Genomic DNA, 21,517 nt, shown 5'->3' with positions numbered 1-21,517 from the left:
TCACGTATTAAATACAAGAGGAACTTCTGCAATACTTACATCCTGTAAGCATTGCAGAAGCCAGCACATTCTGTGCAAGTGCGGTACTCAAAGGCTGCGTCGCCTCGGGCTAACACGAAGTTGGTTACTCATGTGTTGTCACAAAAGGAATTTTGCGACGAGTAATCGCAGGAGCAGGAATTATTTTGCGACGAGTAATCGCAGGAGCAGGATGTGGCGTTCTTAACCTGAGTTCCAAGACTGGCTCTTTTGATGCTCCTTTTTAAATAGTTATAACAGATCGAGCGGAGGAACGACTCTATGGATAAAGTACAATTGGAAGAACGTGTGAAAGAACTCAATCAGCTTTTGCACGATACAGGCTATGCCTATTATGTGCTGGATCAGCCAGTCGTGCCTGATGCGGTTTATGACCAATATTTGCAGGAACTCATTGCCATTGAAAGTGAATTTCCTGACCTGATTTATCCGGATTCGCCAACTCAACGTGTTGGTGGAGTGGTTCTTGAAGGATTCAAGAAAGTATCACACACATATCCGATGCTCAGTTTATCGAATGCTTTTGGACGGGAGGATTTGGAAGATTTCGACCGACGCATCCGTGCAAGCATAGGGGACGAGTTTTCATATGTATGTGAATTGAAAATAGACGGCTTAGCCATTTCACTCAGCTATGAAAATGGCGTTTTTTTCCGCGGCGCAACACGTGGTGATGGTCGCATAGGGGAAGATATTACGGAGAATTTAAAAACCATCCGTTCCATTCCGTTACGCTTGAAAAAACCGCTCACTATCGAAGTTCGAGGCGAAGCCTACATGCCTAAAAGATCGTTTACCGCATTGAATGAAACACGTGTGGCAAATGAAGAAGAAAAGTTCGCAAACCCGAGAAATGCAGCAGCGGGCTCATTGCGTCAGCTTGATCCGAAAATTGCCGCAAGTCGTAACCTGGCCATTTTCGTTTATGGCATCGGTGGGGACGGGGAAGCATATCAGCTGGATAGCCATGCACAAGCGCTCGATTATTTGGACGAACTTGGTTTTCAAACAAATAGGGAACGACAAACCTGTCAGTCAATCGACGAAGTCGTATCGTATATTGAAAAGTGGACAGCAGAACGTCCAAATCTACCTTATGAAATTGACGGCATCGTCATAAAAGTGAATCGCTATGTTCACCAACAGGATTTAGGCTTCACGGCTAAGAGTCCACGTTGGGCGACAGCGTATAAGTTCCCGGCTGAAGAAGTTGTAACCACTCTGCTCGACATTGAATTGACCGTCGGACGTACAGGTGCCTTAACACCGACAGCAATACTTGAACCTGTACAAGTGGCAGGAACGACCGTCGGACGAGCGTCTTTACATAACGAAGATTTGATTCGTGAAAAAGACATTCGTATTGGGGATACCGTCATTATCCGCAAAGCAGGCGACATCATTCCAGAAGTGGTGGCAGTGGTTCTTGAGGCTCGTAAAGAGGAGTTGCCGGCATTTAACATGCCTACACATTGTCCAGTTTGTGAGAGTGAACTCGTTCGTATTGAAGGTGAAGTGGCACTACGTTGTGTCAATCCTCAATGCCCTGCTCAAATTACCGAAGGACTCATTCATTTTGTGTCGCGAAACGCAATGAATATTGATGGACTCGGTGAAAAAGTGGTGGAGCAATTGTTCCGTGAAGGACTCATCCACGATGTTTCGGACTTGTTTACGCTTACGAAAGATCAATTGATCCAGTTGGATCGAATGGGTGAGAAGTCGGCAACGAATCTGGTTATTGCCATTGAATCATCCAAGCAAAATTCAATGGAGCGCGTATTATTTGGATTAGGAATTCGACATGTTGGTGAGAAGGCCGCCAAAATTCTATCAGAAGAGTTCGGAGATATGAAGTCACTTGCGCAAGCAACTCCAGAACAACTGACGTCAGTTCATGAAATTGGCGATAAAATGGCGGGCTCCGTTGTAAGTTACTTTGACAACGAAGAAGTGCAGGAATTAATCGCACGACTTGAAAAACTAGGAGTGAACTTATCCTATACTGGTAAAAAAGTGGATCTTTCAAACTTGGATCACGTATTGACAGGTAAAACAGTTGTGTTAACTGGGAAAATGGAACAATTGACACGACAAGAAGCAAAAGAGAAAATAGAACAAGTAGGCGGTACCGTCTCTGGGAGTGTGAGTAAAAAAACAGACATCGTCATTGCAGGTGAAGATGCCGGTTCTAAACTCGACAAAGCCCGTACGTTGGGCATTCCGGTATGGGATGAAAACCGTCTGATTGAAGAATTAAATGGGTGAAGGAGTCCTTCCTATAATGAAACGAATACGCTGGATTCCAGCTATAATATCTTTAACCTTACTTGCAGGGTGTATCCCGAGCCTAAGTAAAGATACAAAAGTCAACACTGAAACTGAAAAAAGTAAAGAAGAGGCAACGATCATTCCGAGCATGCAAATTTCGGACCAGTATTATCGTACCCTCTTGCCATATCAAGAAAGTATGAGTCGAGGATTAGTCGTCTCAAATATTTATTCCAAGTACGATGTGAAAGAAGTAGAAAGCGGGTTATTGCGTTTGTCGCAACGTACGTTTTCACCAGACGACTACTTTTTCCAAGAAGGTCAAATGCTTGATGCGGAAGTACTAAGTTCGTGGTTAGCCCGAAGTTCGCAAACGAAAGACGGGTTAAATCCAAGTCGTCCTAAAGAAGGAAACATGACAGCTGAGTTAGCCAAAAAAGCACCTATATATTTAGCACATATAGTTGAGCAAAACTATTTAGTAAAATCAGATAAAAACGAAGTGAAACTTGGTGGTGTTTCCATTGGTCTTGCCATGAATTCTACCTATTACTACCAAAAGGAAGACTTTGGTGCGACGTATGAAGAACCAATTCCCCAAGCAGTCATTGTTGAACAAGGTAAAAAGATGGCCAATGAAATCGTTAAACGCATGCGTACAATGAAAGGACTTGAGAAAGTGCCAATTACGGTTGGCTTGTTCCGACAAGAAAGCCGCAATTCCATAGTACCGGGTACATATTTTGCAAGCGGGCAAGTTGGTGAAGGAAAAGCATCAGTTTCTGATTGGACAGACATTAATGAAGAATTCGTTCTGTTCCCACAACCTGTTTCCGAAGAAAAGTACCGTGAAGTGGGACAATCGTTCAATAAATTCAAACAAGATGTGGAAGAGTATTTCTCGAATTTCACAAGTATCGTTGGTACTGGGTTCTACCAGGACGATCATATTAAGAAAATGACCATTGATATTCCGATACAGTTTTATGGTACGGCTGAAATCATTGGCTTTACGCAATACATGACGGGACTGGTGATGGAACATTTCCCAGCTTCCATGCATGTAGAAGTCAGCGTCACATCGATTAACGGACCAGAAGCACTGGTCATTAAAGAAGCTGACGAGAAAGAGCCTTACGTCCATATTTATGACTAGAAATGCGAAAAGCGCCAATTTAGCTCGACTCTGAGGACATGAAACAGAAGTACGAGTTTGCTTGTCGCTGGAAATCATCAAATGGGAATAGATTCAATTTAGCAAAACCATTGTAATACCTAGGGACAGCTTGATGCTGTCTCTATTCTTTTAAAGTGAAAAATGATATGATACTCGGTATGATTGTGAATTCGGAGGTGTAAAAAATGGCGAATATATCAAAAGAAGAAGTAAAGCACGTAGCACATTTAGCACGTCTTGCCATTACAGATGAAGAAGCTGAAATGTTTGCAGGCCAACTTGCGGCAATAACCAATTTTGCTGAGCAGTTAAATGAACTGGATACAACAAATGTTGTACCAACTACACATGTCTTACCGTTAGTGAACGTATTGCGTGAAGACAAGGCAGTCCCTGGACTTGACCGTGAGAAAATGATGAAAAATGTTCGTGAGCAAGAAGCGGGCCAAGTAAAAGTACCATCAATTTTAGACTGATTTTGACGTAAGGAGGGACTATCCATGACATTATTCAACTACTCAGCAACCGACCTGCAAGAAATGATACATAACAAAGAACTATCAATTGCAGATTTGACAGCTGAAGCCTATACACGTATCGAAACTTTAGACGGTGACGTAAAAGCATTTTTAGCACTTAATAAAGAACAAGCAATGGCTCAAGCAAAAGAAATGGACGAAGTGCCTGCATCAAAACGCGGACCGTTATTCGGTATGCCGATTGGTGTAAAAGACAACATCGTAACAGAAGGCATCGAAACAACATGTTCTTCTAAAATCCTTCAAGGTTTCAACCCGATTTACGATGCGACAGTCGTTCGTAAACTGCGTGAAGCGGGCATGATCACTATCGGTAAACTGAACATGGACGAATTCGCAATGGGTTCTTCAACAGAAAACTCAGCGTACAAAATCACTCGTAACCCTTGGGATCTTGACCGTGTTCCTGGAGGTTCTTCAGGTGGATCTGCAGCATCAGTTGCAGCGGGTGAAGTACCATTTTCATTAGGGTCTGATACAGGTGGTTCAATCCGTCAACCAGCATCATTCTGTGGTGTAGTTGGGATGAAACCAACATATGGCCGTGTATCTCGTTTTGGGTTGGTTGCTTTCGCATCTTCTTTAGACCAAATCGGACCGATTACACGCAATGTAAGAGACAATGCGTTATTGCTTGAAGCGATTTCAGGTGTGGACGAAAACGATACAACTTCTGCAAATGTTGATGTACCAAGCTTTGTTGAATCATTGACTGGTGACGTTAAAGGCCTTCGCATCGGTGTTCCTAAAGAGTATTTAGGAGATGGTGTTGGGGAAGCTGCCAAACAATCGGTACTTGATGCATTGAAAGTATTGGAATCACTTGGCGCAACTTGGGAAGAAGTATCTTTACCTCACTCAAAATACGGCTTAGCAACTTACTATTTACTGGCTTCTTCAGAAGCATCTTCAAACTTAGCTCGTTTTGATGGGATCCGTTATGGTTTCCGTGCAGAAAACGTGGAATCATTAATGGACTTATACAAAGAAACACGTGCGCAAGGTTTCGGAGACGAAGTAAAACGCCGCATCATGTTAGGAACATTTGCATTAAGCGCAGGTTCTTACGATGCATACTACAAAAAAGCACAACAAGTGCGTACATTGATCAAACAAGATTTCGATCAAGTATTTGAAAAATACGACGTCATCATTGGACCAACGACGCCAACACCTGCATTTAAAGTGGGCGAGAAAAACGATGATCCATTGACGATGTATGCAAATGATATTTTAACCATCCCTGTAAACTTGGCTGGTGTCCCAGGAATCTCGGTACCATGTGGATACTCTGAAGGAATGCCACTGGGCTTGCAAATTATCGGGAAACACTTTGATGAAGCAACGATTTATCGTGTAGCTCATGCTTACGAGCAGGCGACAAGCTTCCATAAAGAAACTCCTCAACTTTGGGAGGGAGCAAAATCATGAACTTTGAAACAGTCATTGGTTTAGAAATTCACGTAGAGCTGAAAACAGATTCGAAAATGTTTTCACCTTCACCTGCCCACTTTGGCGCAGAACCGAATACAAATACACATGTAATCGACCTTGGATACCCAGGAGTTTTACCTGTTGTTAATAAACGTGCAATTGATTTCGGCATGAAAGCAGCGATGGCACTGAACTGTGAAATCTCAACACATACGAAATTCGATCGCAAGAACTACTTCTATCCGGATAATCCGAAAGCGTACCAAATCTCTCAATTCGACCAACCAATCGGTGAACACGGCTGGGTTGAAATTGAAGTGGATGGCTACAAAAAACGTATCGGGATTACTCGCTTGCACTTAGAAGAAGATGCTGGGAAACTGTCACATACCGATAAAGGGTACTCATTGGTTGATTACAACCGTCAAGGTACACCATTAATCGAAATCGTTTCAGAGCCAGATATCCGCACACCTGCAGAAGCTTATGCGTACTTGGAAAAAGTGAAATCAATCATCCAGTACACAGGCGTATCGGATTGTAAGATGGAAGAAGGCTCACTACGTTGTGATGCCAACATTTCACTTCGTCCTTACGGTCAAGAGCAATTCGGGACAAAAGCTGAATTGAAAAACTTGAACTCATTCAACTATGTGCGTCGCGGCCTTGAGCATGAAGAAATTCGTCAGGCAGAAGTGTTGCTTTCAGGTGGAGAAATCCTGCAAGAAACTCGTCGTTTTGACGAATCGACAGGCAAAACATTGTTAATGCGTGTTAAAGAAGGAGCGGACGATTATCGTTACTTCCCGGAACCGGACTTAGTCGATTTAGTCATTGACCAAGAATGGATGGACCGTGTACGTGCGGATATTCCTGAACTTCCTGACGCTCGTAAACAACGTTATGTTGAAGAGTTGGGCTTGCCATCATACGATGCAATGGTCTTGACGTTAACGAAAGAAATGTCCGATTTCTTTGAAGCAACGATTGCTCTTGGTGCGGATACGAAGCTTGCATCTAACTGGATGATGGGTGAAGTATCAGCTTACTTGAACGTCGACCAAAAAGAATTACATGATACAAAGCTAACGCCTGAAGGTTTGGCTGGCATGATCAAACTAATCAGCGATGGCACGATCTCTTCGAAAATCGCGAAAAAAGTATTCAAAGAACTTGCTGACAATGGCGGAACTGCTGAACAAGTCGTGAAAGAAAAAGGCTTAGTTCAAATTTCTGACGAAGGTGCGCTTCGTGACATCGTCACACAAACATTGGACGCGAATGCACAATCAATCGAAGACTTCAAAAACGGGAAAGACCGTGCGATTGGCTTCTTGGTTGGTCAAATTATGAAAGCAACAAAAGGACAAGCTAACCCACCGTTGGTTAATAAAATCCTTCAAGAAGAAATTTCAAAACGATAAATACAAAAGCGACTCCATCAACGTGGAGTCGCTTTTTTTATGGATTATGAATATGGAATCTCACCAAGTAAACTTGCTTTTGAAATCTGTTTGATTGATAAAGTGCTTCGTTTGATTGATAAATCCTTAGTTTGATTGACAATGTAGCCAGTTTGATTGATAAATCTCCAGTTTGATCGACAAATCCTTTTTCATCGTTCACCGCTGTCTAAGCATTAAGTTAAGTTAGTTGAGATACACGAATAAAACCATCTCAATATAATTTCTTCTCAAGAGCAGCAAGCTTCCTGAAATTCTTATCATAACTTTGACGTTCGAGGAGATTATTTAGCCAAAACTTCGCTCTCACGTCATCGCCATTTTTGATGAAAGCCTCAATGGCTTGTTTAAAGGGACTACGATATGAAAAAGGCTCGTCAATCATCAGCTCAAATCCTTTATGATAACAATCGGATGCTTTTCGGTAGTTCAACATTTTAGAATAGCGAATCCCTAAATAAATGTAGCCGCTTGATCTTTCTTCGATCGAAAATTGTGGGTGTATGGCTGCTTGTTCCATCGTTGCAATTGCTTTTTCTTTCTGGAATATATGAGAATAGGCATTGGCTTTATAGACATAGTCTTCATAAGTTTTTAATGGTTTTAGCAATGCAATTAAAAACAATAGATTCACCTCATTTTCAGCTTTTTGATTTAAGTTTACCCATAAATGGATAGTAAAAGCCTTCCGTTTTCGTGGAAGGCTTTCGATAATCATCCAGTAAATACTTGATCATACGGATAACGATAATTGACTTTTTTCGGCTTCATTAATAAGAAGAACAATGTGAGTGAGCCGATTCGACCAACAAACATGACCACACATAATAATACTTCGCCTAAGTCGCTCAGTTGCCCAGTAATTCCCATCGATAATCCGACTGTTCCAAAGGCTGAAACGACTTCAAATGCGAGCGGAAGAAATGGGATTTTTTCTGATACGGTTAACAGGAAGATAAAGGCCATCACGAACAATGTACTGATTGTTGTAATTGCCAATGAACGAATTACTGTATCGATACGTATGGAGCGACCGAACAATTCTGGTTCGCCGCGTTGGCGGAAGAACGCAACTGTAGCAAGAATAACAACCATAAAAGTAGTTAGTTTGATGCCTGATGCCGTTGATGCACTCCCTGCACCAATAAACATGAGAATCATGGTTAGCAAAATCGTAGGATCTTCCAAGTCACCATAATTCACGGTATTGAATCCTGCCGTACGAGGAGTAACGCCTTGGAAATAGGATGTCATAATTTTTTCGTAAAAAGTCATGTTACCTAAAGAGGCAGGGTTTCCGTATTCTAACAGGAAAAACGTGACGGACGCTAACACGTTAATGCTGATTGTACCGATAATCATCATTTTCGTGTGAAGAGACCATTCTCTGAATGATTTTTTCTGATGAATGTCAACAATGACAGTAAAACCAAGTCCACCTATTATAAATAAGGCTGATAACACTAAATTCACGATGGGATCTCCCGAGAACCCGATCAGGTTATCCGGAAACAATGCGAACCCAGCATTATTAAAAGCGGAAATAACATGGAATACACTTAAGTAAAGTGCTTCTGAAAAACCGAATTTGGGAGTCCAATGGAGGGTCATGATGACCATCGCAATGGACTGAACCGTTAAAACGAATGTCAAAATCAGCTTTACTAGTTTGACGATACCCCCGACAGATTGTTGATTGAAAGACTCTTGCAAATAGATGCGGTTTTGAAGGCCGATTTTCTTTCCAAGTACAATGAGTAATGCTACGGCAAATGTCATCAAGCCGATTCCCCCGCATTGGATGAGGAACATAAGTACTCCTTCACCAAACCAAGTCAAAGTGGAGGCAGGGTCAAAAACGCTGAGTCCCGTTACGGTTGTCGCTGACGTCGCAACAAACAAAGCATCCGTCCACGAAATAGGTGTGTTCGTGGCAAAAGGAAGCTTTAAACAAAGCGTACCTAGCAGAATTAAAAACAAGAAACTTCCCGCAATTAACAGGGGAGGAGGCAATAAAAATTTTTTCTTATTCCTTGGACGCATAATCGCACTTCCTAATTGGTGAGTATGAAAATATTAACTAACTTTATGCTTCTTTAAATAGACTGTCAACTAAAAATTTGATTSATCAGATGAAAATACGTAAACTGAAGGGAGAGGAGGAGATACACTCATGAAAACAGAACAACAATACTTTGATGAAGCCATTTCTTTGAATGAATATATGGAGAAAATGGAGACCCATAAAGACAACAGCTTTCATATTTATGAACAATTCCATGTCCCTCAAGACGATGAATTCATTTCCTTATTAAAAGATAAATCGCCACGCATTTTAGCTATTACTGAAGATTGGTGCGGGGATGCTATGATGAATAATCCGATTTTGCGTCGTGTTGCTGAAGCGGCAGATATAGAGGTCCGAGTAGTTTACCGAGATCAAACTTTGGACTTAATGGACCGTTATTTAACAAACGGTGGCCGATCAATCCCAATTTACTTATTGTTGAATCAAGATGGAAAAGTCATTGCGAAATGGGGTCCTCGTGCACCGAAACTTCAAGAATATGTGATGGAACTTCGTAAAGAAATGCCCGCATCAGATGACCCAACGTTCAAAGACAAGCAAAAGGATTTTATTGAGAAAATCACAGCTCAGTACAAATCTACACCTGAATACTGGTTGTGGGTTTACGAGGACATCCGTAAGGAATTTACAGGAGCACTGCAAAAACAGTCATAATTGTTCTACTGGGTGCATTCGTATATAATAAAGAAATCAAGCCGAGGCATATGTCCGGCTTCTTTTCGTGGACTATTCCTGCTGAACTGTTGACAGGGAACTTTTCAGATCGCTCAGGAGTCCTAGCAAATAGAATAAAATGTAAAGCAGGAAGAAGGAAATGTGTATGAAACGTGCACGCATTATTTACAATCCAACATCTGGCCGTGAGTTATTCAAAAAACACTTGCCTGAGGTTTTAGAAAAATTAGAGAAGGCTGGTTACGAAACGTCATGTCACGCAACGACGTGTGAAGGTGACGCTGTTGGAGCCGCTAATTATGCAGTGGAGCGAGGATTTGACCTGGTGATTGCAGCTGGTGGGGACGGCACGTTAAATGAAGTAGTGGCCGGAATCAGTCAATTTGAAAAGCGCCCGAAAGTCGGCCTAATCCCAATGGGAACGACTAATGACTTTGCGCGCGCACTTCGAATTCCTCGAGATATTGATAAGGCAGTGAACATTATTTTGGCGAACGATACAATTCCCGTTGATGTTGGCGTTGTCAATGATCGCTATTTTATTAATATCGCGGGCGGCGGGAAAATAACTGAGTTAACGTATGACGTACCGAGTAAGTTGAAAACTGTACTTGGTCAACTCGCATATTATTTAAAAGGAATTGAAATGCTGCCGTCTATTCGCGCTTCCCAAGTAAGGATAGAATACGATGGGGAAGTGTTTGATGACGAAGCGATGATGTTTCTTGTGGGCCTGACAAATTCAGTAGGTGGATTTGAAAGACTTGCTCCCGACTCGAGCGTCAATGATGGCCTGTTTACATTACTCATTTTGAGAAAGTGTAACATTGCCGAGTTTATTCGATTGGCAACCCTTGCAATACGTGGTGAGCATTTGGAAGATCCTCATGTTGTTTATAAAAAAGCCAAACATATCACTGTATCAGCAGACGATCATGTCCAACTAAATTTAGACGGTGAATACGGTGGGAATGCACCAGCGGTATTTGAAAATTTATATCGTCATATTGAAGTGTTTGTTCCGATCAACGACATTCGTGAACAAGACCGTCCATAATTAATTTGTAGAGCATTTCCTGGAAGACCAGGAAATGCTCTTTGTTCTTTTTATAGTAACTTGTAAAGACAGGTTTTCCACCAATCATCAATGAATGGATTTTCTCGCCTTTTACTCAATCGGTCGATTCCTCATGTCTCTTTCTTCTCAGACTTAGCATCTCAACTGCAACATCCTGTGCACCTGCAAGTTTTGGCAACGTTCCGAGTGGCTCCCAACGGAACTGGAATGTGAGGCCGTTATCTAATCCATCGCAAACCACAAGGTGCTCCCAATTTTGTTGGTCGCCCGCATAATCCAGATGGAAAAAATTACGTTCATGAACTGTGCCTTTTCCATTCGGATAATAGTTATACTTGTGGATTTTTCCAATGAAAGACAGTTTGTCACGCGTGATACCTGTTTCTTCATTAATTTCCCGGTACAATGCATCAATTAGTTGCTCGTCTTCTTCGATTGTGCCGGCTGGAACTTGCAAGCCTGCTTCCGGATGTTGTTTGTGCTCGAAAACAAGTAATTCCAAATTGGGTGCCTGGCCTTTTGTTATGTACGCCAACACTTTACGCTTCGTTTTCATCGCATTCACCTCGAAAATTAAGTATGATTTACTTAGAATACAAAATGCTCAGAACTTTCGCAATATCAATATGTGATAGTTTTCACATTTCCTTCACAGGGACGTGACAAAATCGATACATCCCGAGATTTTGAATGACTCTAATTGGGGTATGATAGGAATTAAGGAAGGTGACGACATGTATAAAAAACAAGAGAAAAAGTTAATGTGGCTTGCGTTTATTGTGGCAACCATTATGATGTTGTCGATAATAGGTAGGATTTTCTGAAGTTAATAGGAGGGGTTTTAAGTGGGGAATGAAGAAGCAGTATTTTTTAGTAGGATATTAACTGAACTTACGCTATCGTTTCATATTATCTATGCCACCATTGGGGTAGGTATTCCGCTCATGATTATGATCGCCCAGTGGGTGGGAATCAAGAAAAATGATGAACATTACATTCTTCTCGCAAGACGGTGGGCACGTGGTTTCGTCATCACAGTTGCAGTGGGCGTAGTTACAGGGACGGCCATTGGTCTCCAACTTTCATTACTCTGGCCGAACTTTATGGAACTTGCAGGGAACGTGATAGCTTTGCCATTATTCATGGAAACGTTCGCGTTTTTCTTTGAAGCCATATTTTTAGGGATTTATTTATATACATGGGATCGATTTGAAAATCAAAAGAAACATTTATTATTACTGATTCCGGTTGCAGTCGGGGCATCATTCTCAGCGGTATTTATTACGATTGTGAATGCATTCATGAATGCTCCTCAAGGATTTGATTTGGTAGATGGGGAATTGATTAACATCAATCCTCTGCTGGCCATGTTCAACCCTGCAATGCCTACTAAAGTGGCGCATGTTGTTGTGACAGCCTACATGACGGCGGCATTTGTGCTTGCTTCGATTGCTGCTTACCGATTATTGAGAGGCTCCAATCATGTGTACCATAAAAAAGCCTTGTTTTTAACAATGAAGCTCGGCCTTATCTTCTCTATTGCAACGGCAATTATCGGGGACTTCTCCGGGAAATATTTGGCGGAGTACCAGCCTGAAAAACTCGCTGCTGCGGAATGGCATTTTGAGACGGAAGAAAATGCTTCGTTAGTAATGTACGGCGTTCTGGACGATGGGGAAGTTAAGTATGCCATCAAAATTCCATATGCGCTGAGTATTCTTGCCCATGGCGACCCATTCTCTGAAGTTAAGGGACTTGACCAAGTGCCTGATGATGAAGAACCACCACTATACATTCATTACTTATTTGACATGATGGTGACAATCGGCATGTGGCTAGCTTTCCTTTCTGCTGTCTATGTATTCGCGGTATGGAGAAAGTGGTCGATTGTACAGACGAAATGGTTCAGATGGCTGCTTGTTGCGAGCGGACCGTTAGCAGTGCTGGCAATTGAATTCGGTTGGTGGCTCGCAGAAGTAGGCCGTCAGCCTTGGATTTTGCGAAACATCATGCGAGTGGAGGATGCGGCTACGACCAGTGGCCAAGTGGATTTAATTCTGGTGCTATTTGCCGGTCTATATCTGATTCTTGGAGTAGGTAGTGTCGTCATTCTCAGACGCATGTTCAAGAAGAATCCAGTGGAGCAAGAAATTGAGGATAGACGCAAAGAAAAAGGCGGTGACTTCGTATGACGCTCGAAATAGTCGGACTTTCTGTCTTATGGATTTTCCTGTTTGGCTACTTGATAATCGGATCCATCGACTTTGGTGCAGGTTTCTTCAATGCATATAACACACTGACTAGGCGTGACCATATCCTGACGAACATTATTGAGCGCTACCTCTCACCTGTATGGGAAGTAACAAATGTATTTCTCGTTTTCTTCTTCGTCGGGATTATCGGTTTCTTCCCTAAAACTGCATTCTACTATGGGACGACGCTATTGGTTCCTGCAAGCATCGCGATCATCCTGCTTGCAATCCGCGGATCCTATTACGCATTTGCGATGTATGGTTCATATGGGCATAAAGGATATACCTTCATGTACGGGTTATCCGGTTTGTTTATCCCGGCATCACTTTCAATCGTTTTGACGATTTCCGAAGGCGGATTCATCTCAATGGTAAATGACCATCCAGTCCTGGATTACTGGAAGCTCTTTACGAGTCCGTTGACCTGGAGCATAGTTGTATTAAGCATCGCGGCACTGCTTTATATTTCGGCTGTCTTCCTGACTTGGTATGCCAATAAAGCAGGTGACCGATCGGCAACTGAATTGCTTCGTAAGTATTCGCTCATTTGGGCATTGCCAACGATGATCACAGCAGGCGGAATCATCTTCGAGCTTCGCGGACATAATCCGGAACACTATGCGCGCATTCTTGATTTATGGTGGGTGTTTGGTATTTCATTCCTGATGTTTGTCGGAACGGTATGGCTGATTTGGAAACGTAAAAATTATGGCTTGGCGTTCGGTTTGTTGACAGGGCAGTTTGCCTTGGCATTCTTCGGCTACGGGATTTCACATTATCCGTACCTGTTATATCCTTATTTGACGATTTACGATAGTTTCACGAACGAAGCGATGGCAATCGCCTTGATTGTTGCTTTCATTGCGGGACTTGGATTATTGCTTCCATCCTTGTATTTATTGCTGAAGTTGTTCCTGTTCAATAAAGACTACGTTCGTGGGAATAAAGATAACCACGCCTAAAGGAGGCCAATCATATGACGGATTTTATGATTTTTTACGCACCATTCATCGTCCTCATCGGTGCAATCATCACAGCATTTTGGTTCGCCCCAAAAGACGGACCATTACGAAAAAAAGAATAGGTAAATGAAAACGCTTGGATATGATTGAATATCCAAGCGTTTAGCTTGTTGACAAAAGAATAATAATTAATATAAAAGAATAAAAAATGAGTTCTTATTTTTTGCACTCTATCGAAAAAAATTGTGGTCGGCTATTTCTTTCGTTTTTCCGCAGGAGTCTTCAGAAATAGCCRACCACCTTCCAAATTATATATTTTGCAGAGACAGCTTACAGAAGCAATTTCTTTTGATTGGAGTGGAGGCGGCGGAAAACAACTGCTCCTGCGCTTACTCGTCGCAAAGATTAGGACCAAATTGCCTTTGGTCCCAATCTTTTCAGCGGGAACAGCACGAGCTGAAGACCCCGCAGGAACGTAGTGACGAGGAGACTGAAGCCGTGCCCGCGAAACGCGTCCGCCGCAATGAAAATCAACATTTTCTTGCATAGGCTCTTTTTCAATTACAGTTATATTCACTCATTTTTTTATTCTGGTTAAATAGTTGATACCTGTTTATTTGATTTTCGTTAATGGACAAGTCTTTAAGTGGCGAATTGTCTATGGAAAAATTAAAGTATTTGACAATTTACCCTTAAATAGAATATATTAATAGTAATTAGTTGAATCGTAACTCCTAAAGGGGAGTAGCTTTTACAGCAAAGTCGTCATTTCGGAGGCCAAAATCTCCCGGCTTTGTTGGCAACGACTTCGTTGTTAGCAAGACCTTTACCAACATTGGTAAAGGTCTTTTATTTTTTCAAAAACCTTTGCCGTTTCCGGTAAAGGTTTTTTTATTTTCATTTTTGGAAACGGACCAATCGAAATGGAGCCTCTCAACTAAATACAAATTACAGGAGGATTTTATATGATACTGAGGAAATACATGGCGTTAGTTGGAATAGGGTCGGCAAAAATTGATTTGATTCTTGAGAAAGATATTTACAGGCCGGGTGAGCTAGTTAAGGGAAATTTCTTGGTAAAAGGAGGTACGATTGAACAACAATTGAAACGAATCGATTGTGATTTGGTGAAGACCTGTGAAGGGGACAAAACCGAAGAAGAAATAATCGATTCCGTAACCATTTTTACCTCAAAGCTGATTGAATCAGATGCCACTAATCAGGTTCCTTTCACATTTAGGCTCCCAAAAACCATGCAGCCAGCTGTCAGTGCATCTTATCGATTCCAGTCCCGACTCGCTTTCAAACAGGGAGTGGAAAGCCTAGACCACGATGTCATACAAGTAATTGCAGTAAATGACTCTGTATAACCTTCGCATTTTGCAAAGATAATTTAATTGAATTCTAAAGGAGGAATCAGTAATGGATATTTCAATCTTGATGGAATATGGATGGGTATTGTTACTACTGATTGGACTCGAAGGATTGCTTGCTGCAGATAACGCGCTAGTTCTAGCAATCATGGTCAAACATTTGCCGGAAGCCGAGAGAAGAAAGGCTTTGTTTTACGGACTCGTTGGAGCGTTCGTTTTCCGCTTCGGTTCATTATTCATCATTTCGTTCCTAGTGGACGTATGGCAAGTGCAGGCAATCGGAGCACTGTACCTGTTATTCATCGCCATTAACCATATCGCACGAAAACTTTACTTTAATAACAATGGCGTACAAAAGGAAGCAAAGGAAAAGAAAAAAGCAGGTTTCTGGGGTACGGTATTCAAAGTGGAATTAGCGGATATTGCATTTGCGGTAGATTCAATTTTGGCGGCAGTAGCTTTAGCTATGACACTTCCAAACACCAATCTTCCTCCAATCGGCGGTATGGACGGCGGTAAGTTCCTTGTCATTTTCGCCGGTGGTCTCATAGGCTTAATCATCATGCGTTTTGCAGCCAACTTCTTCGTCAAGTTGCTTCATTCAAAACCGGGTCTAGAAATCGCAGCGTTTGCGATTGTGGGCTGGGTAGGTGTGAAACTTGCCGTCTTGACGTTGGGACATCCAGACGTTGGCGTTATTTCATATGAATTTGCCCATTCCACAGAGTGGAAGCTGATTTTCTACACTGTGTTGATTGGAATTGCAGCGGCAGGCTGGTTCCTGGCGAAAGAAAAGGATGTAGAAGAACCACAAGAAAAARATCTTCCACTATAAACAAATTCAAAACGCTTGAATCAATGAGATCCAAGCGTTTTTTTATGAGTTCAACGCTTCAAATATTTTTCCTTGATAATCTTCACATGGTGAAGTTCATGACCTGCAATGATATAGGCCAGTGCTCGGACAGTTATTTCACCGTTGTTTGCGATACCTTTTCTCGGCCACGTGTTTTCATTCAATCCTTTGATTAAACTGACAGTTGAATATCGGACTGCCACCAATTCTTCAAGCAAATCTGATAGGGAGCGGGAATGAAAAGAAGCTTCTCGGACATATTGTTCGTCATCGTAACCAGACAATGGCGTTTGATCGCCTCTAGCTATTCGTAGTAGTCGGTAACTCATAATCCGTTCAGTGTCCGCGATATGACCAATGACTTCTTTCAATGTCCATTTGTTCTCGGCATAGCGATAATTCGCCATAGATACATCAATATCGGAAAGTAGTGCAATTAAGTCCTGTATCTGTGAATTGAGCAAATCCGTAAGTCCCCCCTCAGGCACAAGCCCGATATAGTTTTCGTAATAAGCCGGGTATTCATCACGTAGAGGTTTTTTAAGCATCGTTTTTCTCCTTTGTTCATACTTTTAGTTTTTGAACGTTTGACAATTAACATTCTATTATATATAAGTTAATGGATACATATTCTTTGTACCATATTCACTATTTTCAAGGAAAGTAGCAAAGCTTAAGAGAATTGGAATCGCATTTTTAATAACATGAGGTTTAGAGAAATAAGATGAGAAGGTGGATATGTTATGGAAAACAAATATACATCAGCGGTAATGAAAGCAATCGGAAATTCAGTGGAAAATATTAATGAAATACCAAAAACGGAAGTCATGGATCTTTACTTAAAATCATTTGGTACTGAAGTGAACGGGACAGAAGTACGTGAAGTGGTAGAGGGCGTTTTCGGAATAGATTTGAATTACATTTCAGAAAAAAACTACGGCAATAAAGTGTCCATGTACAACATTTCTGTCATGGAAAGTCTTCGCAGGTCCTTAAATGTAACTGCAGTCTCAACGGAACTGGATGCTGAAATTATGGACATGCCTAAAAATGAAGTCATGGATCGGTACATTGAAGTTCAGGATAAATCTATTACTGGAGCAGAGATAAGAGTATTGATCAATCAGATTTTTGGTGTGAATCTGGATGGAATCTCTGGGTTGGAACATGCGGGAATTTCCATTCGATCTAAAGGGAAATGGGTTCTATCTGGTGACACAAACCTGCTTATCGTCTCTTCCAGTCTCGATGATGTAGAGCTATATGTAGCTCCAACAGAGTTTTTTGAAGAATCTACAGGTTCGAATCAAATACCAGATTCTTTGAAGAACGACCTAACACAGCTCGGATTTTCATATAACGGAGAACTGAATCACTTTATCTATCGCAATCCTACCAATGAATCTGTTCCGGATGCTCTTAAAGGACAGGTAATGGGAATTGTATTAGGAACGATTCAATCCATGAAACAACAAGACGCTAACAAATTAAAGTAATGTAGACGAACTGTTGCATAATCGAAATAAAGAAACCGCTTGGGGTGTAATGAATCCAAGCGGTTTTCTAATGGGATTAAGTATTTTCTTCACGGATAATTTCTACGTTTTTCTGATGGCATTCTTTCGTGAAATTCGATGGGAAAGGCATCTCTTTTTCCAATGCCAGTATGGCTGCTGCATCCTCGCTTTTCACGGCATCAATCAATCTCTCAAGATAATCATGTGCCAGCTCAATTCTTCGTTTTATCTCATTTTCATTTTCAGTAGCTTGTCCATGCCCTGGAACTAGTACTTTAATTTTATGAGAATTCAAAATTGCCTGCGCTTTATGAAGTGTTTCCAGGTATGCATTTGCACTATCGAATAAATAGGGAAGTTCAAAATCGGAAAGATAGTCTCCAGTTATCCAGATGCCCAGGGGCTCGATGACAGTAAATAATCCATCATGCGTGTGTCCGGGGGATAAATAAAAGGTCATCGTTGTATCCCCTAGGACGAGTTGTTGTCCATCCTTTTCAATGACCAAATCAATTGTTGGGAACTCTATAGGATAAGTTCTCTCAACATAATATTCATTATCAAAATGCTGGATTAAATGGAGCTTGTATTGTTTTCTCGGATGTTCCTGCATGCCCATACTACCGATTACTTTGGCATCCGGGAATGCGTGATATCCGATAATGTGATCAAAATCACCATGTGTGAATAACAGATATAAGTCTTTGCCGTTGCGTATGCTTGCCACAAATTCCTGTATCTCCTGAATTTCAAGGGGGAGCCAGGTGGGATCGACAACCAAGATCAAGTCATCCGTCTCAACTACTGAGCTTGTCGTTTTCCATAGCGCGCTCTGAAAAACCGTCAAACCGGCTTTTTGAAAAGTAATCATTCTGATACTCCATTCGAAGGAATCAATAAAATTTTCCCTGTGCTTTTACGGCTTTCCAAGTAGCGATGAGCTTCCTGTCCCTCATGCAAAGCAAACGTGGTCGGCTTCGCTAATTTCACTTTTCCTTCTTCCATCCAGCGGAACAACTCACCTGAACGAGCCACTCGTTCTTCTCTAGAGGTCAAGACATTCCATAAGTCTCCGCCTGTCAGCGTTTTAGATGTATCCATCAACATGCGTGGGTCAATCGAAACCGGGTCACCACCAGCCATTCCATAGAAGACAACCGTACCACCGACTCGAGTTGCCGCAAAACTGTCCATCAATGTAGAACCCACGGACTCATACACGACATCTACACCTTTGCCATTCGTTTCATGAAGAACTGCCGATTTCCAGTCATCCTTGTAAAGAAACACAACATCCGCGCCGGCTACTTTCGCTGCTTCTGCTTTTTCCTCTGAAGATGTCAAACCAATCACTTTTCCACCAAGCAACTTGGCAATCTGAATTAGAAGCTGCCCCACACCGCCAGCAGCCGCGTGTACAAGTACTACATCATTCTTTTTCACTGCATAACTGTCTTGCGTTAAATAATGGGCTGTCAACCCTTGCAACAAGACGGAAGAAGCTTCTTCAAATGAAATGGCTTCCGGTAGGGGGATGGCTTTATCCATTGGAACAGCCACCAGCTCGGCGTTGGCAAACGGGACATCCGCAAATGCAACTCGGTCGCCATTTTGAATACCTTGTATGTCTGCTCCTACTTGTTCTACAATGCCTGCGCCTTCATAGCCCAGAATATAAGGAGGTTTCCCCTCAAGGTGGTAGTTCCCTTTTCTCCTATAGACGTCGGCAAAGTTCAAGCCAATCGCTTTCATCCGGATCAAAATTTCATTTGGACCGATTACAGGGTTGGGCATGTCATGGTATTCCAATACTTCGGGTCCGCCAAATGTGTTATATATAAGTGCTTTCATAGTAAAACCTCCAATAATAAAGCGAGATGATTCCGCCTTACTTTCATTCTAACCGCTTTTAGTTAAAACCTTAAACAAGAGTTCCTGAAAGCGCTGGAACATTTAACCAGGTTAACCGTCTAATTCTGAAACGAAGATAGGGGCCTTACTAGATGAGAAAAAAGTTGATTTTGTTTGGAATCCTTTGTGCCATGTTGTCAGGTTGTAATTCTGAAGAGGATGAAATGAAAGGTGAAGCTCAAATCATCGGAACAGTCACTGATAAAAGATCCGGCAGTATTTTAGTGGAAGAGGAAGATTCCGAAATGGTCTGGGTAAGGGTACCGGAAGGGCAAAGCATATATGATTATGAAATAGGCCAAGAGGTTCTGGTATGGACAGATGGTGCTTTAATGGAATCCGATCCACCAAAAGCGAATTCACTGCATATAGAAGTAGTGGATGAATAACAAAAGGTTTCCGAGACATTTGGGGACCTTTTTATTCTGTAAATAATTTTTTTAAAAGGTGTTGAACAACAAATATTGAATATATAAGTATGACTAAAAATAAAAACGATACAAAGGGGATTAAAAAATATATGGATATTCAAGTACATACAAAATTAAAAATAATGAAACCCGCACATGAGGTGTTCAATGCGTTCGTTGAACCAGAGCAAATGGCTAATTTTTGGTTTTCAGCTGGTTCTGGAAAATTGGAACAAGGCAAGACCTTTACCYGGAGATATGAAGAATACAATGCTGAAGTGGAAGTAATCATAGTGGAAATTCAGGAAAATAAAAAAATTGTCTTCAAATGGGGTCCTTCAGAAGAAGAACATACTGTGATGATTATGTTCAACGAACTAGATGATACGTCGACAGTTATAGAAGTGAACGAAAAAGGCTGGAATGAAAATGACGAAGAATTAATTAGTCAATTATTAAATAATAAAGAAGGTTGGGTTTATATGCTGACCTGCCTAAAAGGGTATTTAGAAAATGGCATCAGCAATTTGAGAGCAGCAATCGTGCACTGACATAAACTGATGATAGGAGAATATTTATGAAAACTATTGGTCTAATAGGTGGTATGAGCTGGGAATCCTCAGCTAAGTATTACCAGCTAATTAATCAAGAAGTAAAAAAGCAATTAGGTGGATTACATTCGGCTAAATGCATTATGTATAGCGTGGACTTCGCTGAGATTCAGCGTTATCAAGCAGAAGATGAGTGGAAGAAAGCCGGACATGTATTAGGAGATGTTGCACTGACTTTAGAAAAAGCGGGGGCAGATTTTATTATCATTTGTACCAATACTATGCACAAAGTGATTGCATATATTGAAGAAAAAATTAGCATCCCTATCCTACATATTGCGGATGCCACAGCGAATCAAATCCTTAAGTCTGATGTACGTACGATTGGGTTACTAGGCACTAAATATACAATGGAACAAGACTTTTATAAATCACGCATCGAGTCTAATGGGATCAAGGTTCTGGTGCCTAATCGTGAGGACCGTGAAGTTATTAACAGGGTGATTTTTGAAGAGTTGTGCTTAGGAGATATCCAGCAATCTTCAAGGGAGTCCTTTCAAAAAGTGATCAAGAGTTTAATAGATGATGGAGCAGAAGGAATTATCTTGGGCTGTACAGAAATTGGATTATTAATAAGACATGAAGACGCTGAAGTTCCTTTATTTGATACAACAGTTATACATGCCCTGGAAGCCGTTAAAATGGCATTAGAATAGAAGATTCTTGGGGGTTTAAAAATGAATGTTATTCTTACTGTTTTTTTAATAACTTTAAGCTTAATAGGAGTAATTTMATTCTCACTTTTTATAGTGAGATTATTAAAAAATGCAATCTTGYGAAATAACCATTCTAAGAGATAAAAAAATAATTTGAACAAGAGCGAACTAACCAATGTGATGGTTAAAGATGATGGTTAAAGA

22 protein-coding genes are annotated in these 21,517 nt (G+C 41.3%); 16 read left to right on the top strand and 6 right to left on the bottom strand.

The window, feature by feature from the left end:
- The first annotated feature begins 300 nt into the window (after positions 1–300).
- The 5 genes from ligA to gatB all read left to right on the top strand — a co-directional run bounded on the left by ligA (position 301) and on the right by gatB (position 6,884).
- A complete protein-coding gene (gene ligA / locus AC1DSL_RS06430; protein ID WP_477531606.1) occupies positions 301–2,307 on the top strand; it encodes an NAD-dependent DNA ligase LigA in 2,007 nt (668 codons plus the stop codon).
- Positions 2,308–2,323: 16 nt separating this feature from the next.
- Positions 2,324–3,466, top strand: coding sequence for a CamS family sex pheromone protein (locus AC1DSL_RS06425; protein WP_477531605.1), 1,143 nt, complete (start codon positions 2,324–2,326; stop codon positions 3,464–3,466).
- 206 nt (positions 3,467–3,672) lie between these two features.
- Positions 3,673–3,963, top strand: a complete 291-nt coding sequence (gene gatC, locus AC1DSL_RS06420) for an Asp-tRNA(Asn)/Glu-tRNA(Gln) amidotransferase subunit GatC (RefSeq protein ID WP_016429411.1) — start codon at positions 3,673–3,675, stop codon at positions 3,961–3,963.
- Between the two features lie 24 nt (positions 3,964–3,987).
- Positions 3,988–5,457 (top strand): Asp-tRNA(Asn)/Glu-tRNA(Gln) amidotransferase subunit GatA, encoded by a 1,470-nt coding sequence (gene gatA / locus AC1DSL_RS06415; protein WP_016429410.1) that lies wholly within the window; start codon positions 3,988–3,990, stop codon positions 5,455–5,457.
- Positions 5,454–6,884: an Asp-tRNA(Asn)/Glu-tRNA(Gln) amidotransferase subunit GatB gene (gatB, locus tag AC1DSL_RS06410; protein WP_016429409.1), complete on the top strand. Its 1,431-nt coding sequence runs from the start codon at positions 5,454–5,456 to the stop codon at positions 6,882–6,884. Before gatA ends, gatB begins: the two co-directional genes overlap by 4 nt.
- Positions 6,885–7,137: 253 nt before the next feature.
- Here gatB and AC1DSL_RS06405 read toward each other — a convergent pair whose 3' ends face one another.
- A complete protein-coding gene (locus tag AC1DSL_RS06405) occupies positions 7,138–7,548 on the bottom strand; it encodes a hypothetical protein (RefSeq protein WP_477531604.1) in 411 nt (136 codons plus the stop codon).
- Positions 7,549–7,637: 89 nt separating this feature from the next.
- Complete coding sequence (locus AC1DSL_RS06400) at positions 7,638–8,966, bottom strand: TrkH family potassium uptake protein (protein WP_016429406.1); 1,329 nt, start codon at positions 8,964–8,966, stop codon at positions 7,638–7,640.
- A gap of 130 nt (positions 8,967–9,096) precedes the next feature.
- Between AC1DSL_RS06400 and AC1DSL_RS06395 the strand changes: the two genes are divergently transcribed.
- Positions 9,097–9,666 (top strand): thioredoxin family protein, encoded by a 570-nt coding sequence (locus tag AC1DSL_RS06395; RefSeq protein WP_477531603.1) that lies wholly within the window; start codon positions 9,097–9,099, stop codon positions 9,664–9,666.
- A 166-nt stretch (positions 9,667–9,832) separates the two neighbouring features.
- Positions 9,833–10,744: a diacylglycerol kinase gene (locus AC1DSL_RS06390; RefSeq protein ID WP_477531602.1), complete on the top strand. Its 912-nt coding sequence runs from the start codon at positions 9,833–9,835 to the stop codon at positions 10,742–10,744.
- Between the two features lie 115 nt (positions 10,745–10,859).
- Here AC1DSL_RS06390 and AC1DSL_RS06385 read toward each other — a convergent pair whose 3' ends face one another.
- Positions 10,860–11,321, bottom strand: a complete 462-nt coding sequence (locus AC1DSL_RS06385; RefSeq protein WP_477531601.1) for an NUDIX hydrolase — start codon at positions 11,319–11,321, stop codon at positions 10,860–10,862.
- 289 nt (positions 11,322–11,610) lie between these two features.
- On the opposite strand from AC1DSL_RS06385, the gene AC1DSL_RS06380 reads away from it, so the two are divergent.
- The 5 genes from AC1DSL_RS06380 to AC1DSL_RS06360 all read left to right on the top strand — a co-directional run bounded on the left by AC1DSL_RS06380 (position 11,611) and on the right by AC1DSL_RS06360 (position 16,187).
- Positions 11,611–12,957 (top strand): cytochrome ubiquinol oxidase subunit I, encoded by a 1,347-nt coding sequence (locus AC1DSL_RS06380; protein WP_477531600.1) that lies wholly within the window; start codon positions 11,611–11,613, stop codon positions 12,955–12,957.
- The gene (locus AC1DSL_RS06375) at positions 12,954–13,979 is read left to right on the top strand and encodes a cytochrome d ubiquinol oxidase subunit II (RefSeq protein WP_477531599.1); all 1,026 of its coding nucleotides are present in this window, start codon (positions 12,954–12,956) and stop codon (positions 13,977–13,979) included. Before AC1DSL_RS06380 ends, AC1DSL_RS06375 begins: the two co-directional genes overlap by 4 nt.
- A gap of 14 nt (positions 13,980–13,993) precedes the next feature.
- On the top strand, positions 13,994–14,101 hold the full coding sequence (cydS, locus tag AC1DSL_RS06370) for a cytochrome bd oxidase small subunit CydS family protein (protein WP_016429400.1): 108 nt from the start codon (positions 13,994–13,996) through the stop codon (positions 14,099–14,101).
- A gap of 843 nt (positions 14,102–14,944) precedes the next feature.
- Positions 14,945–15,349: a sporulation protein gene (locus AC1DSL_RS06365; protein ID WP_477531598.1), complete on the top strand. Its 405-nt coding sequence runs from the start codon at positions 14,945–14,947 to the stop codon at positions 15,347–15,349.
- 52 nt (positions 15,350–15,401) lie between these two features.
- On the top strand, positions 15,402–16,187 hold the full coding sequence (locus tag AC1DSL_RS06360; RefSeq protein WP_477531597.1) for a TerC family protein: 786 nt from the start codon (positions 15,402–15,404) through the stop codon (positions 16,185–16,187).
- Between the two features lie 50 nt (positions 16,188–16,237).
- Here the strand turns inward: AC1DSL_RS06360 and AC1DSL_RS06355 are convergent, their stop codons facing one another.
- Positions 16,238–16,756, bottom strand: a complete 519-nt coding sequence (locus tag AC1DSL_RS06355; protein ID WP_477531596.1) for a DinB family protein — start codon at positions 16,754–16,756, stop codon at positions 16,238–16,240.
- Positions 16,757–16,951: 195 nt separating this feature from the next.
- Between AC1DSL_RS06355 and AC1DSL_RS06350 the strand changes: the two genes are divergently transcribed.
- Entirely contained in the window at positions 16,952–17,704 is a 753-nt protein-coding gene (locus tag AC1DSL_RS06350; RefSeq protein WP_477531595.1) for a hypothetical protein, read from the top strand.
- 76 nt (positions 17,705–17,780) lie between these two features.
- On the opposite strand, the gene AC1DSL_RS06345 is transcribed toward AC1DSL_RS06350, so the two are convergent.
- Positions 17,781–18,596: an MBL fold metallo-hydrolase gene (locus tag AC1DSL_RS06345; RefSeq protein WP_477531594.1), complete on the bottom strand. Its 816-nt coding sequence runs from the start codon at positions 18,594–18,596 to the stop codon at positions 17,781–17,783.
- On the bottom strand, positions 18,593–19,576 hold the full coding sequence (locus AC1DSL_RS06340) for a quinone oxidoreductase family protein (protein WP_477531593.1): 984 nt from the start codon (positions 19,574–19,576) through the stop codon (positions 18,593–18,595). Before AC1DSL_RS06340 ends, AC1DSL_RS06345 begins: the two co-directional genes overlap by 4 nt.
- 152 nt (positions 19,577–19,728) lie before the next feature.
- On the opposite strand from AC1DSL_RS06340, the gene AC1DSL_RS06335 reads away from it, so the two are divergent.
- The 3 genes from AC1DSL_RS06335 to AC1DSL_RS06325 all read left to right on the top strand — a co-directional run bounded on the left by AC1DSL_RS06335 (position 19,729) and on the right by AC1DSL_RS06325 (position 21,313).
- Complete coding sequence (locus AC1DSL_RS06335) at positions 19,729–20,025, top strand: DUF3221 domain-containing protein (RefSeq protein ID WP_477531592.1); 297 nt, start codon at positions 19,729–19,731, stop codon at positions 20,023–20,025.
- Positions 20,026–20,156: 131 nt separating this feature from the next.
- The gene (locus tag AC1DSL_RS06330) at positions 20,157–20,597 is read left to right on the top strand and encodes an SRPBCC family protein (RefSeq protein ID WP_477531591.1); all 441 of its coding nucleotides are present in this window, start codon (positions 20,157–20,159) and stop codon (positions 20,595–20,597) included.
- A gap of 26 nt (positions 20,598–20,623) precedes the next feature.
- Entirely contained in the window at positions 20,624–21,313 is a 690-nt protein-coding gene (locus tag AC1DSL_RS06325; protein WP_477531590.1) for an aspartate/glutamate racemase family protein, read from the top strand.
- Positions 21,314–21,517: the final 204 nt, after the last annotated feature.

The sequence above is a fragment of the Paenisporosarcina sp. P4_D4 genome, assembly GCF_056401835.1.
This window is presented reverse-complemented; position numbering and strand designations above follow the sequence as displayed.